The following is a 14,874-nucleotide window of genomic DNA, read 5'->3' on the forward strand; positions in this document are numbered from 1 at the left end:
GCCCCGCCTGCGCGCGTGGCCTCGTACCGTGGACCGTACCCTGATCGTTATGCGAAACCGTTCGATCCCCGGCAGTTCCGGGCGAGTACGAGCCATGAGGCTGCTCGGCGATCCCGGGCTGCACGCCCCCTGCGAGCCCGTCACCGACTTCGGTCCCGGCCTGGGCGAACTGATCGAGGATCTGTACGCGACGATGTACGCGGCCCGGGGCGTCGGTCTCGCGGCCAACCAGATCGGTGTGCCGCTGCGGGTGTTCGTGTACGACTGCCCGGACGACGACGAGGTCCGCCACCTCGGACACCTCGTCAACCCCCGGCTGGCGACGGCGGACGACGACATCGTGCTGCGCGGCCCGGAGGGCTGTCTCTCGCTGCCGGGGATCGAGGCGGGGACGGAGCGGTACGACCGCGCGGTGGTGGAGGGCGTCGACCGGCACGGCGAGCCCGTACGCGTCGAGGGGAGCGGGTTCTTCGCGCGCTGTCTCCAGCACGAGTGCGACCATCTGGAGGGCCTGGTGTACCCCGACCGGCTGACCGGCCGGCGGCGCGCCAAGGCGCTGCGGGAGGCCGGCCGGGCGTCCTGGGCCGGGCTGCGTTCCCGCGTACCGGACACGTACTCCTGACGCGCCGCCGATCCGTACCCGCTCCTGATCCCGTCCCCGTTCAGGAGCCTCAGGAACCTCAGAAGCCCGGGCCGCCCGCGCGGTCGTCGGCGGCGGCCAGCCTGCCCCAGAGCAGGTCCGCCAGGCTGCGGACCAACTGGGCGCGGGGGCAGGGGCGTTCGCCGAGCCACCAGTCGCCGGCGCCGTGCATCATGCCGACGATGCCGTGGCCCCAGACCCGGGCGAGCTGCTCGCTGTCCGGGCCGAGATCGACGCGTTCCTCTATGACTTTGGCGAGTTCCTCACCCAGCCGGCGCAGCAGGGGGGCCGAGTGGCGGCCGACGTCGAAGCCCTGCTCGGGCAGCTGGGTGTCCTCGGCGGGGTGCATCAGGAAGCGGTAGACCTGCGGCCGCGCCTCGATCGCGGCGAGATACGTGTCGAGGGTGGCCTCCACCCGTTCGCGCCGGCCGGCGGGGGCGTCCAGCGCCGCCCGCAGCGCGTCCAGCAGCGCGTCGGTGTGGCGCTTGGCGAGCGCCCGGTACAGCCCGCCCTTGTCGCCGAAGTGGCGGTAGAGGATCGGCTTGGTGATGCCGGCCTCCGCCGCGATGGCGTTCATGGAGGCGTGCGGGCCGTCCCGGAGCACCACCCTGTCGGCGGCTTCCAGCAACTGGCGGCGGCGCTGCCGCGCGGACCGCTGCTGCTCGGCCTGCTGTGTGCTCTCCATCGGTGTTTCTCCCCGCCCGTGCGATTGCCTCACGCTCCGGCAACGTAACACCCCGGCCGCTGTCAATGCTGATCGGAAGGTGGCTGGTTGACATCTCCTACTTACGAGTAACAGACTGCTGTTACCGCAAGTAACAATGGGTCGACGCCATGCCGGAGGGAAACATGACCGAGTTCACGCTCGATCTCAACGAGGACCAGAAGCAGGTCCGTGACTGGCTGCACGGCTTCGCCGCGGACGTCATCCGTCCTGCCGCCGCCGAGTGGGACGAGCGTGAGGAGACACCCTGGCCGGTGATCCAGGAGGCCGCCAAGACCGGCATCTACTCCCTCGACTTCTACGCCCAGCAGTACTTCGACCCCACGGGCCTCTCCATCCCGATGGTGATGGAGGAGTTGTTCTGGGGCGACGCCGGCATCGCGCTGTCGATCGTCGGTACGGGCCTGGCGGCCGTCGGCGTGCTCGCCAACGGTACCGACGAGCAGATCGGCACCTGGATTCCGCAGATGTACGGCGACGCGGGCGATGTGAAGCTCGCCGCCTTCTGTTCGTCCGAACCCGACGCGGGCTCCGACGTGTCGGCCATGCGCACCCGCGCGGTCTACGACGGGGCCAAGGACGAGTGGGTGCTCAACGGCACCAAGACCTGGGCGACCAACGGCGGTATCGCCAACGTCCATGTGGTGGTCGCCGTCGTGGACGCGGACCTGGGTTCGAAGGGGCACGCCTCCTTCATCGTGCCGCCCGCCACCCCCGGGCTCTCCCAGGGCCAGAAGTTCAAGAAGCACGGCATCCGCGCCTCCCACACCGCCGAGGTCGTCCTCGACGACGTCCGGATCCCCGGCCACTGCCTGCTCGGCGGCAAGCAGAAGCTGGACGAGCGCCTCGCTCGCGCCCGCGAGCGAGCGAGGACGGGCGGTGGCGAGCGCGTCAAGAACGCGGCCATGGCCACCTTCGAGGCATCGCGCCCGGCGGTCGGCGCCATGGCGGTGGGCACGGCCCGCGCGGCGTACGAGGTCGCCCTCGACTACGCCGTCACCCGCAGCCAGTTCGGCCGCCCGATCATCGACAACCAGGGCATCGCCTTCCAGCTGGCCGACATGCGCACCCGGATCGACGCCTCCCGGCTGCTCGTGTGGCGCGCCTCCTGGATGGCCGCCACGGGCAAGCCGTTCACCGCCGCGGAGGGCTCCATGTCCAAGCTCTTCGCCAGCGAGACGGCCAAACAGGTCACCGCCCAGGCCGTACAGATACTCGGCGGCAACGGCTTCACCCGGGAGTACCCGGTCGAGCGCATGCACCGGGACGCCGCGATCTACACGATCTTCGAGGGCACGAGCGAGATCCAGCGCCTGGTGATAGCCCGCGCCCTGTCCGGCGTACCGATCCGCTGATCATTCACGCAGGCGAGGGGCGGTTTTCCCGGCATGACGACGCCCTCAACGCAGAGTGCCGAGGGCGTCGGGGGCGAGCTTGGGCTTTTCCGGACGGCAGCCCCGTCGGGAACCTCCGCCGCATCCGGCGAGCGTGACCGCCGGCAGAGCGACAGCGGGTATTACTCGACGGGAGGCGACGGGAGATGACGAGACTACGGGCAGCTCTCCTCGAACTTGACCGCGGTCAGCTCGACCGGCTGCCCGTTGAGGGCCTTGCCCGGCGCGGGATCCTGCGTGCACACCTGCCAGTTGCTCTCCATCAGCACCATCCGGCTGTCGGCGCTCGCGTCGGTCACCGTGATCGACGTGCTCGGCTCCAGTGCACCGCGGGCCGCCTTCACCGACGTGCCGCCAAGGTCGGGCATCTTCCCGCCCTCGGCCTCGGGCTCCTTCTCGTCGGCCGCAGGGCAGTCCTCCGCCAGCTTGACGGTGCCGAAGTCGAGTGTCGTGTCGACGGGCACGGTGGTGCCGGCCCGTACGTTCTGGCCGCACACCTTCCAGTTCCGGTCGAATGCCTGGAGACGCGCCCGGCCGGTGCTGTCGTGGGACTTCAGGCTGTGGAAGCCCTTGGCCTGCGCGGCGTCCTGTGCGGACTGGAGGCCCATGCCGACGAAGTCGGGCAGAACGGCCGACTTGGCTTCCTCGCTCTCCGTGGCGCCAGGAGCTGGGCTGGTCGCTTCTACGGATGGTGCCTCGACGGCGGCACCTTTGCTGTCGTCGACGACTTGCGGGTTGCAGCCGGCGAGCGTGAGGCCTGCGGCGCAGACGAGTACGGCGATGCCGATTCCGGTCTTCATGTTCCCCCCTGGGCGGTACGTGAGTGATGACCGTAACGGGCGATGTAGGGGGAGCGTCGCGGGTGTGCGCGGTCGGTAACCGAGTTGTGACCGGAGCGGGGATCCGGGGTCGGATTGGTTACCGGCCGGGCGAGGTCCCGTTCGTCATGTCCGGGCGCTCCGGACGGCGTCTGTGTACTTCTCGCGTGTCAGATCCTCGTCCGTGATGCCGAGACCGGCCAGGACGGCCCGCACGTCGGACAGTGCTGAGTCGATGTCGGGCTCCTCTGCGAGGGTCTCCAGCTCGATGAACGTGCCGCGGAGCTCGGGCACACGGGCGAGGGTGGCGAGCATCTGCCGCCCCCTGGCCTCGAAGCTGTAGTTGCGGCATCGCTTCTCGAACGCGATCACGGGAACGTACCCGAGCCCTCGCATGATTGCGTGTACGGCCTCGGCATTGTCGACGTGTGTCTCATACTCCGGCTTCGACCCCGAGTCCTCGTCAACCGGCGCGTCCTTGAACGTGAGGACGGTTCGGGTGTCGTCCTGCCCGTGGACGGTCCGCACGCGCAGCTCCTGGTCCCCATCCTCCAGTGCTCCGGCCGGGCGGTCGTAATACGTGTCCCGATAGACCTCGGCCCGCGCGGTGGCCAGACGGTCCAAGGCACGCAGCACAGCCTCGGGTTCATGGACACGGGCTTTCAGCTCCGCCTCGATCATGCTGATCCTCTCTCTCAGACGGTGCGGTCCGCCGTCTCGATGATCGCTTCGAACATGCGGCGGAATCCCCGGAAAAGGGGGCCACTGGCAGTCTCCATCACCTTGTACGTCGCCGACTCGTGCCCTTCCCAGCCTGCGTCGAACGCCCCGACGAACATGGTGTCGTCGGTGCGGATGATCCGCCACGTCGGCAGCATGCCGTACCGGTACACCCGCACGTCGGCGCTATCCGCGATCTCCCGCAGCCGAGCCTCGGCCAGCCGCACACCACCAGCCAGCGACTCGGCCGACTCGCCGATCTCCGCCGCGCGGCGAGCGAGCACCGCCGAGTCCGGATCCAGCAGCAACACCCTGAGCCTCAGCCCTTTTCCGCCCTGCTCGCGCGACAGGCAGGTCCGCAACAGCGAGTCGTTGAGGCCGATGAGCCCGAGGCCACGCACAGCGAGGATGTCCAGTTCGGTGGCGGCACATGCTTGTTGCCGGATCTCGTCCCGTGCCGCTGCCTGTGCAGAGTAGACACGGACCACCTCGGGGAACGCCGCCAGGTCGAAGGCGGCCCCGCCCGAGTGCTTCTCCCGGCCGGCCGCCAGCCCGAGCAGGTGCCGCGCGTCATCGGGCATGCCGAGGCCGTCAGCGATCCTCTCGTACACATCCAGTCGGGATACTTCCCGGCGCCGGTTGATGATCTCGTTGACGCGGGACTGCGTCATATCGACCGCCGCCGCGATCCGCGCCTGGCTGACACCGCCGTACTGCTGGACGTGGCGGAAGACAGCCGCGATATCCCGGGCCCGCAGCGCCTGGCGGATATCGGCACGTTCCCATGCCCGGTCGGACAGTTCGATCGATGGCACCATCGACATCGTGCGGCCCCCGGGATCCACGAACGGGATGGAACTTCATCTCACGGTGAGATTACCGGGTGGGTATCGAATCTCAATGCCGTGTAGCAAGAGCCTGGCGGAATGACGACGCCTATTACAGAGAACACCTCTCCCCGATGGCTGATCTCAGCCGCCGATGATCCCGATGAGGCCCGGCGGGACTGGCAGGCCGGCCGCCCTGCTGTCCTCCGTACCGGGATCATCTTCGACGCGGTGAAAATCCACCCGACCGTCATCCACGCGGCCGTCCGCAGCACCACCGAGACGGCCGTCTCCACCACCCTGGCCGAGACCCTCGACGGCCCGGTCGTCTGCCACTACGGCCACTGGTACTACGCGCTCGTACCCCCACAGACCACGGAGACGTGGATGTCCCCGCACGCGACCGTCCGGGGCCGGGGTGCCTGGGTCGGCGTACCCCCGATCGAGATCACCGCACGGGAGCTCCTCCACTGGTCGGTCCCCGTCGTCCGGGCCGGCAAACTCTGCGCGCCGGGCGACGTCGCCGAGGTACTGCGCATCGGCGCCGCCCGCCTCGAAGGGATCCTCCTGTGATGCCGGTCCGCCCCACCAACGGCACCCAGCACCCCACGCCCGGCCCCACCCCGTCCGGCTGGTGCCACTGGCATCGCGGGCCGGCCGATACCGCCCTCCCCGTACGAACCATCACCCGACCCTCCGCCCCCGAAGGCCCGGCAGCCAAGCTGTACGCCTGCGCGCCATGCAGGGAACACCGCCACCTGGCCCCGCTCACAGGTGAAGTCCGGTGAACGCCCCCACCGACACCACAGCCGCGATCCAGGCCGCCATCGACGAGGCCACGGCACTCGCCGGCCAACGGCCGTCGCTCGCCGAACTGGCGGAAGTCACCGACCGACTGCGCGCCCATATCGAGACGCTGCTCCCGGCCGCCGAGGCAGCCGCCGCCGGCATGTGGCAGGGCAGCAGGGAATGGTCAGCGCTCCGGTGGCACCTGGACGGGGTACGCGAACGCGCCGCCACCGACATAGAGCCACGCCCGTTCACCGCGCACGTCCATGTCGATGCCCTCCGCCGCGACTGCGCGTGGCTGCTGGAACGGTACGGCCCCGGCCACGAACGGGAGGACCACTGATGCTCTGCGCCCACTGCGACCACCAGATCCTGCCCGGCCAGCCGTACACCACCGACACCGTCGAGACCGGTACGGGCGCCGCCCCGGACGTACACCGCCACCTGGCCTGCCGCCAGGACCCCGGAGCCCAGCCCAACCGGACCCCGGTCCCCGCGTGCCACTGAGACTCCCGTACGCCGCTGCCGTCGTCACCCGCGGCGTACGGGCCGGGCGCGCCCCGGCGTTGCGTCGCCGGGGCGCGCACCAGGCCCCGTCCACTGCCGGCGGCGAACCGTAGTGGACGGGCGGAAGGCGTCAGACGGGGAGCTGGGCCTCGATCGCGGCCACGACCGCCGGGTCCTCCGGCTCGGTGCGCGGCCGGATGCGGGCGACGACCTCGCCCTGGGGGGAGATCAGGAACTTCTCGAAGTTCCACTGCACATCACCGGCCGTGCCCTCCGCGTCCGCGCTCTTCGTCAGCTCCGCGTAGAGCGGGTGCCTGGCCTCCCCGTTCACCTCCGTCTTCTCCAGCATCGGGAAGCTGATCCCGTAGGTCGCCGAGCAGAAGGTCCGGATCTCCTCGGGGTCGCCGGGCTCCTGCCCCGCGAACTGGTTGGAGGGGACGCCGAGGACGGTGAACCCCCGGTCGCCGTAGCTCTGCTGGAGGCGCTCCAGGCCGGTGTACTGCGGGGTGAGACCGCACCTGGACGCGACGTTCACGAGCAGGACGGCCTTGCCCTCGTACGCGCCCAGGGAAGTGGGCTCACCGGTCAGGGTCTTCAGCGGAATGTCGTACAGAGTCATCGGGATCTCCGTAAGTCGTCGGGAGGGTCGGGTCCGGATTCTTCTGTCATTGTGGACCCGTGGGAGATCACCCCGGCGACCGGCTGCCCGGTCCCGAACCCGACGGCACCTCCCTGCGAGAGGTCCGGTGCCGGATGTGCGGCAGAGCGCTGACCGGTACGGCCTCGCGCCGTACCGGCCTCGGGCCCGCCTGCGACGCCAAGCTCCATCCGCCCGCGCCGGAGATCAGGACCCGGCGGCGCGAGGCCGACCAGGAGCCGATCCCCGGCATCTGACGGGCCGCGTCAGCTCCCGGTGGCCGCCGCGGCCGCGCGGCCCGCCGCGCGGCCGGAGAAGAGGCAGCCGCCCAGGAAGGTGCCCTCCAGCGACCGGTATCCGTGCATCCCGCCGCCGCCGAACCCGGAGACCTCCCCGGCCGCGTACAGCCCGGGGACCGGGGTGCCCGACACGTCCAGGACCCGTCCCGAGAGATCGGTCTGGAGCCCGCCGAGGGTCTTGCGGGTCAGGATGTTGAGCCGTACGGCGATCATCGGCCCGGCGCCCGGGTCCGTGATCCTGTGTACGGAGGCGGTACGGCTCAGGAAGTCCCCCGGGTAGGCGAGCGCGTTGCGGATACCCATCACCTGGGCGTCCTTGGTGTACGGGTTGGCGATCTCGCGGTCCCTGGCGTCGATCTGCCGCTTCAGACCGGCGAGGTCGATCAGGCTGGTGCCGGTCAGCCGGTTCATCCCGGCGACCAGCTCGGGCAGGGTCGTGGCGACGACGAAGTCGACACCGTTCTTCTTGAACCTCTCGACCGGCTCGGGGGTCTGCCAGATCCGCGAGAGGGTCAGCGGGATGTCCTTGTTGGTGAGATCCGGGTTCTGCTCGGAGCCCGACAGCGCGAACTCCTTCGCCATGATCTTCTGCGTCGTGACGAACCAGGAGTAGTCGTACCCGGTGTCGGTGATCGCCTTCAGGGTGCTCAGGGTGTCGTATCCGGGGATATCCGGGGCCGCGAAGCGTTTACCGGTGGCGTCGAACCAGAGCGACGAGGGACCGGGCAGGATGCGGATGCCGTGCTTGTCCCAGATCGGCGCGTAGTTCCGCAGCCCCTCGGTGTAGTGCCACATCCGGTCGGGGTTGACGATCCGCCCGCCCGCCCGCTCGGTGATCGCGAGCATCCGGCCGTCCACGTACTCGGGCACACCGGTGATCATGTTCGCGGGCGCCAGGCCGAGCCGGGCGGGCCAGTTCCGCCGGATCAGCTCGTGGTTGGCGCCGATGCCCCCCGAGGTGACGATCACGACCGGGGCGCGCAGCTCGAAGTCGCCGACGACCGTACGCGAACTGCGCTTGCCGCGCGCCGCGTCGCTCGGCTCCAGGACCGCGCCGCGCACCCCGGTGATGGCGCCGCCCGTCCGTACCAGCTCGTCCACGCGGTGCCGGAACTTGAACGTCACCCTCCCCCGGGCGACCGCCGCCCGTACCCGCTTCTCGAACGGCTCCATCACGGCCGGGCCGGTGCCCCAGGTGACATGGAAACGCGGGACCGAGTTGCCGTGGCCGTCCGCCAGCCCGCCGCCGCGCTCGGCCCAGCCGACGATCGGGAACCAGCGCACCCCCTGCTGATAGAGCCAGGACCGTTTCTCCCCGGCGGCGAAGTCGACATACGCCTCGGCCCACTTGTACGCCCAGTAGTCCTGGCCGCCCGGTTCGGCGGTGCCCCGGTCGAAGCCCGCCGCGCCCTGCCAGTCCTGCCAGGCCAGCTCGCGGGTGTCCTTGACACCCATGAGCCGCTGCTCGGCGGAGTCCACCAGGAACAGCCCGCCGAACGACCAGAACGCCTGACCGCCCAGATTGCTCTCCGGTTCCTGGTCCAGCAGAAGCACCTTGCGCCCCGCGTCCGCCAGTTCGGCCGTCGCGACCAGGCCGGCCAGTCCGCCGCCGACGACGATCGCATCCGCGTCGGACGACCCGGCGGCGAACGCCGGTGGGATATGGGGGAGCGCGGTCGCGCCGGCAAGGGCGCCTCCCGCCACCGTCAGCGCGCGGCGTCGGCTGAACAGGGCCGGATCTGCGGGCTTTTCCATCGGTTACCTTCCGAGGGGGAGTGCGGGCATGAGGGTGCCATCCCGAAAGCGCTGCTGTTACTGTGCGGTAGCTCACATCTCATCAGATCGACACAGGACCGCGGTAGTGGCCGGACGCCAACACGTCCGCCCCGCCGTTGTACGCCGGTAACAGCGCTCGGCCGGAAAGGACGGGGCCCGCGATGACGGTCACGCACCACCGCGAGCCGGTCGCCGAGATCCTGCGGGCCATGGCCGTCGACCCGGAGGTCTGCGGCGAACTGGTCCGTACCGCCGGGGCCCACTCGCCCGCGGCGGCCCCGCTCCCCGAACCGGAGTGCCGCCGCCAGGTCGCCGCGATGATCACCGCGGCCGGGGAGTGGTTCGCCACCTTCGGCGGGGTCGAGGAACAGGACTTCGCCGCCGCGCGGCTGCTCGGCGCCGACCGGGCCGGCCGGGGCGTTCCGATGACCGCCCTGCTCCGCGGCGTACAGGCGGCCCTCACCCGCGCGGCGGAGATCACCGTCGACCGCTGCCGGTCCGCCGGCGTCCCCGACGGGGCGCTGATCACCGCCGTACTGCGCCTCAAGGAGTACGGCGACGCCCTCGAACGCCAGGTGATCAGCGGATACCGCGCCGCCGAACGGGGCACACCGCACACCCCGGACGCGATCCGGACCCGGCTGCTCCGGCGATTACTGGTGGACGGCGCGCCCCCGGCCACCGAGGACATGGCGAGCGCCGGGATCCGCCAGGACGGGCCGCGCCACTGCTTCGTCTCGGACATCGCCGACCCGGCGCGCACCCGCTTCCTCGCCCGCGGGCTCTCGTCCCCCGACGGGATCTTCGGACCGGTCGACGGACGGCTGGCGGGCCTGTGTCTCCGGGTCCCCGGGGACGAGGAGATCGGCCCCGGCGCCCTCGCCGTGCTCTCCCCGCCCACCCCGCCGGGCGAACTGCGCCCGGTCTACCGGCTCTGTCTGCGCGCCCTGGACATCGGCGGCCGGCGCGGCCTGCGTGGAGTGCGCGACCTCACCGACTTCGCCGCCGAGATCGCCCTCGCGGGCCAGCCGCTGCTCGGCTCGTACCTGAGCGGCAGACTGCTCGGCTCCCTCGACCGGACGGACGGCTTCCACCAGCAGCTCGCCCTGACCGCGCTGGCCTTCCTCGACCACGGGCGGCGCCTCGACCAGACCGCCGCGAGCCTGTTCACCCACCCCAACACCGTCCGCTACCGGCTCGGCAGGCTCCACCAGATCACCGGGGAATCCCTGCCCGACGCGCCCTCGGGCCCGCTGGGCACCCTGCACTGGTGGTGGGCGCTCACCACCTGGTTACGGCAGGACACGGAGCCGGCCGCCCCCGGATGACAGCCGGGACGGCCTCAGCCGGTGGGCAGCTTGCGGAAGAGGCCCTCCTGCACCACCGACACCAGGAGCGTGCCCGCCCGGTCGTAGATCCGGCCCCGCGCCAGCCCCCGGCCGCCGGTCGCGATGGGGGACTCCAGGTCGTACAGGAACCACTCGTCCGCCCGGAACGGGTGGTGGAACCACATCGCGTGGTCCAGCGACGCCATGTCGAAGCCCCGCGGCCCCCACAGCGGCTCGACCGGGATCCGTACCGCGTCCAGCAGGGTCATGTCGCTCGCGTACGTCAGCGCGCAGGTGTGCACCAGAGGGTCGTCGCCCAGCGGGCCCACCGCGCGCATCCACACCGCGCTGCGCGCGTCCGTGCCCCGGACCTCCTCCCGCGTCCAGCGCAGCCGGTCGACATAGCGGATGTCGAAGGGCTGCCGCCGGGCCATCCGCTCCAGGGACTCCGGCAGCGCGCCCAGATGCTCGCGCACCTCGTCGGAGACCGTGGGCAGCGACTCCGGGTCGGGGAACTCCAGCCTCGGCGGCAGCTGGTGCTCGAAGCCGCCCTCCTCCGGACGGTGGAAGGAGGCCGTCAGATTGAAGATGGTGCGGCCCTGCTGGACCGCCGTGACCCGGCGGGTGGTGAACGACCGCCCGTCCCTGACCCGCTCGACCTGATAGACGATCGGCACACCGGGCCGGCCCGGCCGCAGGAAGTAGGCGTGCAGCGAGTGGACCGGACGCTCCCCGTCGGTCGTACGGCCCGCCGCCACCAGCGCCTGGCCCGCCACCTGGCCGCCGAAGACCCGTTGCAGGGACTCCTCGGGGCTGAGCCCCCGGAAGATGTCGACCTCGATCCGCTCCAGATCGAGCAGATCGACCAGTCTCTCGGCGGGGTTCGTCATGTGCGTGCTCACTCTCGTTCGTGCTTCCTGCTCAGAGCTGGCCCACGGCCGTGAGCCGTACGACGGCCAGCCCCTCCTCGTCGGAGGCGGCGAGATCGACCTCCGCGCTGATGCCCCAGTCATGGTCGCCGTTCGGGTCGGCGAACGCCTGCCTGACCCGCCACAGACCGTGCGCCGGATCCTCCTCGATGGAGAGCAGCTTCGGCCCCCGGGCGTCGGGACCGGTGCCCAGGTCCTCGTACTCGTCCCAGTACGCGTCCATCGCCTCGCCCCAGCGGTCCGCGTCCCAGCCCGAGTCGCCGTCCAGCTCGCCCAGGTCGTAGAACCTGTCCAGCGCGGCCAGCTCGACCCGGCGGAACATCGCGTTGCGCACCAGGACCCGGAAGGCGCGGGCATTGGCCGTGACCGGCCTGACCTGGTCGGCCTTCTCCTGCGCCTGCTCGGCGGTCTCCACCTCGGGGTTGGCCAGCTGCTCCCACTCGTCGAGCAGACTGGAGTCGACCTGACGGACCATCTCGCCGAGCCAGGCCGTGAGGTCCTCCAGGTCCTCCGACTTGAGGTCGTCCGGAATGGTGTGTTCCAGCGCCTTGTACGCCCCCGCCAGATAGCGCAGCACGATCCCCTCGGTGCGCGCCAGCTCGTAGTGCGAGGTGAACTCGGTGAAGGACAGCGCCCGTTCGTACATGTCACGGATCACGGACTTCGGCGAGACGGGGTGGTCCCCGACCCACGGATGGCTCGTGCGGTAGACGTTGTACGCGTGGACGAGCAGCTCCTCCAGTGGCTTGGGGTAGCTGACCTCCTGGAGCCGCTCCATCCGCTCCTCGTACTCGATCCCGTCCGCCTTCATCGCGCCGACCGCCTCGCCGCGCGCCTTGTTCTGCTGGGCGGCGAGGATCTGGCGCGGATCGTCCAGCGTGGACTCCACGACCGAGACCATGTCCAGCGCGTACGACGGGGACTCGGGATCCAGCAGCTCGAACGAGGCCAGCGCGAAGGTGGACAGCGGCTGGTTGAGCGCGAAGTCCTGCTGGAGGTCGACGGTCAGCCGGACGATACGGCCCTCCGCGTCCGGTGTCGCCAGCCGCTCCACCACCCCGCCGTCCAGCAGCGAGCGGTAGATGGCGATGGCGCGCCGGATGTGCCGCAGCTGCTGTCTGCGCGGCTCGTGGTTGTCCTCCAGCAGATGGCGCATCGCCTCGAAGGCGTTGCCCGGCCGGGCGATGACCGACAGCAGCATGGTGTGGGTCACCCGGAAACGCGAGGTCAGCGGCTCGGGATCGGAATCGATCAGCTTGTCGAACGTGGTCTCCGACCAGGCGACAAAACCCTCGGGTGCCTTCTTGCGCACCACCTTGCGACGCTTCTTGGGATCGTCGCCCGCCTTGGCGAGCGCCTTCTCGTTCTCCACGACGTGCTCCGGCGCCTGCGCGACGACCAGCCCCGCCGTGTCGAACCCGGCCCGGCCCGCCCGGCCCGCGATCTGGTGGAACTCCCGGGCGCGCAGGGTGCGTACCCGTGTGCCGTCGTACTTGCTGAGCGCGGTGAACAGCACCGTGCGGATCGGTACGTTGACCCCGACCCCGAGGGTGTCCGTACCGCAGATGACCTTCAGCAGACCGGCCTGGGCCAGCTTCTCCACCAGCCGACGGTACTTGGGCAGCATGCCCGCGTGGTGCACACCGATCCCGTGCCGTACATAACGTGAGAGATTGCGGCCGAACTTGGTGGTGAAACGGAAGTTGCCGATCAGGTCGGCGATCTTGTCCTTCTCCTCGCGCGAGCACATGTTGATGCTCATCAGCGACTGCGCCCGCTCCACCGCGGCGGCCTGCGTGAAGTGCACGATGTAGACGGGCGCCTGCCGGGTCTCCAGCAGCTCGGTCAGCGTCTCGGTGATCGGCGTCAGCCGGTACTCGTAGCTGAGCGGCACCGGACGGGTCGCGGAGCGGACGACCGAGGTCGGCCGGCCCGTGCGCCGGGTCAGGTCGTCCTCGAAGCGGGAGACATCGCCGAGGGTCGCCGACATCAGGACGAACTGCGCCTGCGGCAGCTCCAGGATGGGGATCTGCCAGGCCCAGCCCCGGTCCGGCTCCGCGTAGAAGTGGAACTCGTCCATCACGACCTGGCCGATGTCGGCGTGCTTGCCGTCGCGCAGCGCGATCGAGGCCAGCACCTCCGCCGTACAGCAGATCACCGGCGCGTCGGCGTTCACGGAGGCGTCGCCGGTCAGCATGCCGACGTTCTCGGTGCCGAAGAGCTTGCACAGGTCGAAGAACTTCTCCGAGACCAGCGCCTTGATCGGCGCGGTGTAGAAGGTGACCTTGTCCTGCGCCAGCGCGGTGAAGTGCGCACCCGCCGCGACCAGACTCTTTCCCGAACCGGTCGGGGTGGACAGAATCACGTTGGCCCCGGAGACCACCTCGATCAGCGCCTCCTCCTGAGCCGGATAGAGCGTGATGCCCTGGCCCTCGGCCCAGGAGGAGAAAGCCTCGAAGAGGGCATCGGGGTCGGCATCCGGCGGCAGCTGATCAATAAGGGTCACGCCCCCCATCTTGCCTGTCTTCCGGCCGGATCAGGGAACCGGACAGCCGGACGAAGATCATGGGCGATACGCTGCCCTGTCAACTGGCGTCAGGACACCGGGCTTCCGGGCACGCGGGGCACTGGCTCCACCACCACCGCAAGAGGACGGGTACGACCATGATGGGACCGGCACACTCTCTGTCAGGGGCAGCGGCCTGGCTGGGGGTGGGCGGCGCCGCCGCGGCCGCCGGCCATGCCATGCCCTGGCCCGTCCTGGTCGCCGGCGCCCTGATCTGCGCGGGAGCCGCGCTCGCCCCCGACCTCGACCACAAGGCCGCGACGATAAGCCGTGCCTTCGGCCCGGTCTCCAAGACGCTCTGCGAGGTCGTCGACAAGCTCTCGTACGCCGTCTACAAGGCGACCAGGAAACCCGGTGACCCGCGCAGGACCGGCGGCCACCGCACCCTCACCCACACCTGGGTCTGGGCGGTCATGATCGGCGCGGCCGCCTCCGGGGTGGCGTACGCGGGCGGGCGCTGGGGGGCGCTCGCCATCCTCTTCGTCCATATGGTCCTCGCGGTGGAGGGGCTGCTGTGGAAGGCCGCCCGGGTCTCCAGCGATGTCCTCGTCTGGCTGCTCGGCGCCAGCAGCGCCTGGATGCTGGCGGGCGTCCTGGACCAGCCGGGCAACGGCTCGAACTGGCTGTTCACCGACCCCGGACAGGAGTACCTCTGGCTCGGCCTGCCGATCCTCCTGGGCGCGCTGGTCCACGACATCGGCGATGCCCTGACGGTGTCCGGCTGCCCGGTGCTCTGGCCCATCCCCATCGGCCGCAAGCGCTGGTACCCGATCGGCCCGCCGAAGGCGATGCGCTTCCGGGCCGGCGCCTGGGTCGAGGTGAAGGTGCTGATGCCGGTCTTCATGCTGCTCGGCGGGGTCGGCGCGCTGTTCGCGCTCAACCTGGTGTGACGGTGGTACGGGTACGGGGGCGGCGCCCCC

General features: G+C 70.5%; 16 protein-coding genes. 8 read left to right on the forward strand and 8 right to left on the reverse strand.

The annotated features are described in order from the left end of the window. The first annotated feature begins 49 nt into the window (after nt 1–49). Entirely contained in the window at nt 50–622 is a 573-nt protein-coding gene (gene def / locus ACIP8W_RS10785; RefSeq protein WP_401947675.1) for a peptide deformylase, read from the forward strand. Nucleotides 623–680: 58 nt separating this feature from the next. On the opposite strand, the gene ACIP8W_RS10790 is transcribed toward def, so the two are convergent. Next, a complete protein-coding gene (locus ACIP8W_RS10790; protein ID WP_401947677.1) occupies nt 681–1,325 on the reverse strand; it encodes a TetR family transcriptional regulator in 645 nt (214 codons plus the stop codon). A 164-nt stretch (nt 1,326–1,489) separates the two neighbouring features. Here ACIP8W_RS10790 and ACIP8W_RS10795 point away from each other — a divergent pair, with 164 nt between their 5' ends. Next, a complete protein-coding gene (locus ACIP8W_RS10795; protein ID WP_401947680.1) occupies nt 1,490–2,719 on the forward strand; it encodes an acyl-CoA dehydrogenase family protein in 1,230 nt (409 codons plus the stop codon). A gap of 194 nt (nt 2,720–2,913) precedes the next feature. On the opposite strand, the gene ACIP8W_RS10800 is transcribed toward ACIP8W_RS10795, so the two are convergent. The 3 genes from ACIP8W_RS10800 to ACIP8W_RS10810 all read right to left on the reverse strand — a co-directional run bounded on the left by ACIP8W_RS10800 (nt 2,914) and on the right by ACIP8W_RS10810 (nt 5,141). Then, on the reverse strand, nt 2,914–3,558 hold the full coding sequence (locus ACIP8W_RS10800) for a PASTA domain-containing protein (protein WP_402202677.1): 645 nt from the start codon (nt 3,556–3,558) through the stop codon (nt 2,914–2,916). A 144-nt stretch (nt 3,559–3,702) separates the two neighbouring features. After that, on the reverse strand, nt 3,703–4,257 hold the full coding sequence (gene cyaB, locus ACIP8W_RS10805) for a class IV adenylate cyclase (RefSeq protein ID WP_401947686.1): 555 nt from the start codon (nt 4,255–4,257) through the stop codon (nt 3,703–3,705). A 14-nt stretch (nt 4,258–4,271) separates the two neighbouring features. After that, nucleotides 4,272–5,141, reverse strand: a complete 870-nt coding sequence (locus ACIP8W_RS10810; RefSeq protein WP_401947689.1) for a helix-turn-helix domain-containing protein — start codon at nt 5,139–5,141, stop codon at nt 4,272–4,274. A gap of 81 nt (nt 5,142–5,222) precedes the next feature. Here ACIP8W_RS10810 and ACIP8W_RS10815 point away from each other — a divergent pair, with 81 nt between their 5' ends. From ACIP8W_RS10815 to ACIP8W_RS10825, 3 genes are all read left to right on the forward strand, one after another. Continuing rightward, nucleotides 5,223–5,696 carry a hypothetical protein gene (locus tag ACIP8W_RS10815; RefSeq protein ID WP_401947692.1) on the forward strand — a complete coding sequence of 158 codons (474 nt, stop codon included), beginning with the start codon at nt 5,223–5,225 and terminating at the stop codon, nt 5,694–5,696. A 211-nt stretch (nt 5,697–5,907) separates the two neighbouring features. Beyond that, a complete protein-coding gene (locus ACIP8W_RS10820; protein ID WP_402202679.1) occupies nt 5,908–6,255 on the forward strand; it encodes a DUF6415 family natural product biosynthesis protein in 348 nt (115 codons plus the stop codon). Further along, on the forward strand, nt 6,255–6,419 hold the full coding sequence (locus tag ACIP8W_RS10825) for a hypothetical protein (RefSeq protein WP_401947698.1): 165 nt from the start codon (nt 6,255–6,257) through the stop codon (nt 6,417–6,419). Before ACIP8W_RS10820 ends, ACIP8W_RS10825 begins: the two co-directional genes overlap by 1 nt. 130 nt (nt 6,420–6,549) lie before the next feature. Here ACIP8W_RS10825 and ACIP8W_RS10830 read toward each other — a convergent pair whose 3' ends face one another. Further along, nucleotides 6,550–7,038: a glutathione peroxidase gene (locus ACIP8W_RS10830; RefSeq protein ID WP_402202681.1), complete on the reverse strand. Its 489-nt coding sequence runs from the start codon at nt 7,036–7,038 to the stop codon at nt 6,550–6,552. A 59-nt stretch (nt 7,039–7,097) separates the two neighbouring features. Here ACIP8W_RS10830 and ACIP8W_RS10835 point away from each other — a divergent pair, with 59 nt between their 5' ends. After that, nucleotides 7,098–7,313, forward strand: coding sequence for a DUF6011 domain-containing protein (locus ACIP8W_RS10835; protein ID WP_401947702.1), 216 nt, complete (start codon nt 7,098–7,100; stop codon nt 7,311–7,313). A gap of 9 nt (nt 7,314–7,322) precedes the next feature. Here ACIP8W_RS10835 and ACIP8W_RS10840 read toward each other — a convergent pair whose 3' ends face one another. Further along, complete coding sequence (locus ACIP8W_RS10840; protein WP_401947705.1) at nt 7,323–9,110, reverse strand: FAD-binding dehydrogenase; 1,788 nt, start codon at nt 9,108–9,110, stop codon at nt 7,323–7,325. Between the two features lie 182 nt (nt 9,111–9,292). Here ACIP8W_RS10840 and ACIP8W_RS10845 point away from each other — a divergent pair, with 182 nt between their 5' ends. Then, a complete protein-coding gene (locus tag ACIP8W_RS10845) occupies nt 9,293–10,459 on the forward strand; it encodes a helix-turn-helix domain-containing protein (RefSeq protein WP_402202683.1) in 1,167 nt (388 codons plus the stop codon). 14 nt (nt 10,460–10,473) lie between these two features. On the opposite strand, the gene ACIP8W_RS10850 is transcribed toward ACIP8W_RS10845, so the two are convergent. Further along, a complete protein-coding gene (locus ACIP8W_RS10850) occupies nt 10,474–11,349 on the reverse strand; it encodes an acyl-CoA thioesterase (protein ID WP_401947711.1) in 876 nt (291 codons plus the stop codon). A gap of 31 nt (nt 11,350–11,380) precedes the next feature. Then, the gene (locus tag ACIP8W_RS10855) at nt 11,381–13,894 is read right to left on the reverse strand and encodes a DEAD/DEAH box helicase (protein ID WP_401947714.1); all 2,514 of its coding nucleotides are present in this window, start codon (nt 13,892–13,894) and stop codon (nt 11,381–11,383) included. Between the two features lie 158 nt (nt 13,895–14,052). Between ACIP8W_RS10855 and ACIP8W_RS10860 the strand changes: the two genes are divergently transcribed. Beyond that, on the forward strand, nt 14,053–14,844 hold the full coding sequence (locus tag ACIP8W_RS10860) for a metal-dependent hydrolase (RefSeq protein ID WP_401947716.1): 792 nt from the start codon (nt 14,053–14,055) through the stop codon (nt 14,842–14,844). The last annotated feature ends 30 nt before the right edge of the window (nt 14,845–14,874 follow it).

Source organism: Streptomyces sp. NPDC088554, from assembly GCF_044752945.1.
Taxonomy (GTDB): Bacteria; Actinomycetota; Actinomycetes; order Streptomycetales; family Streptomycetaceae; genus Streptomyces.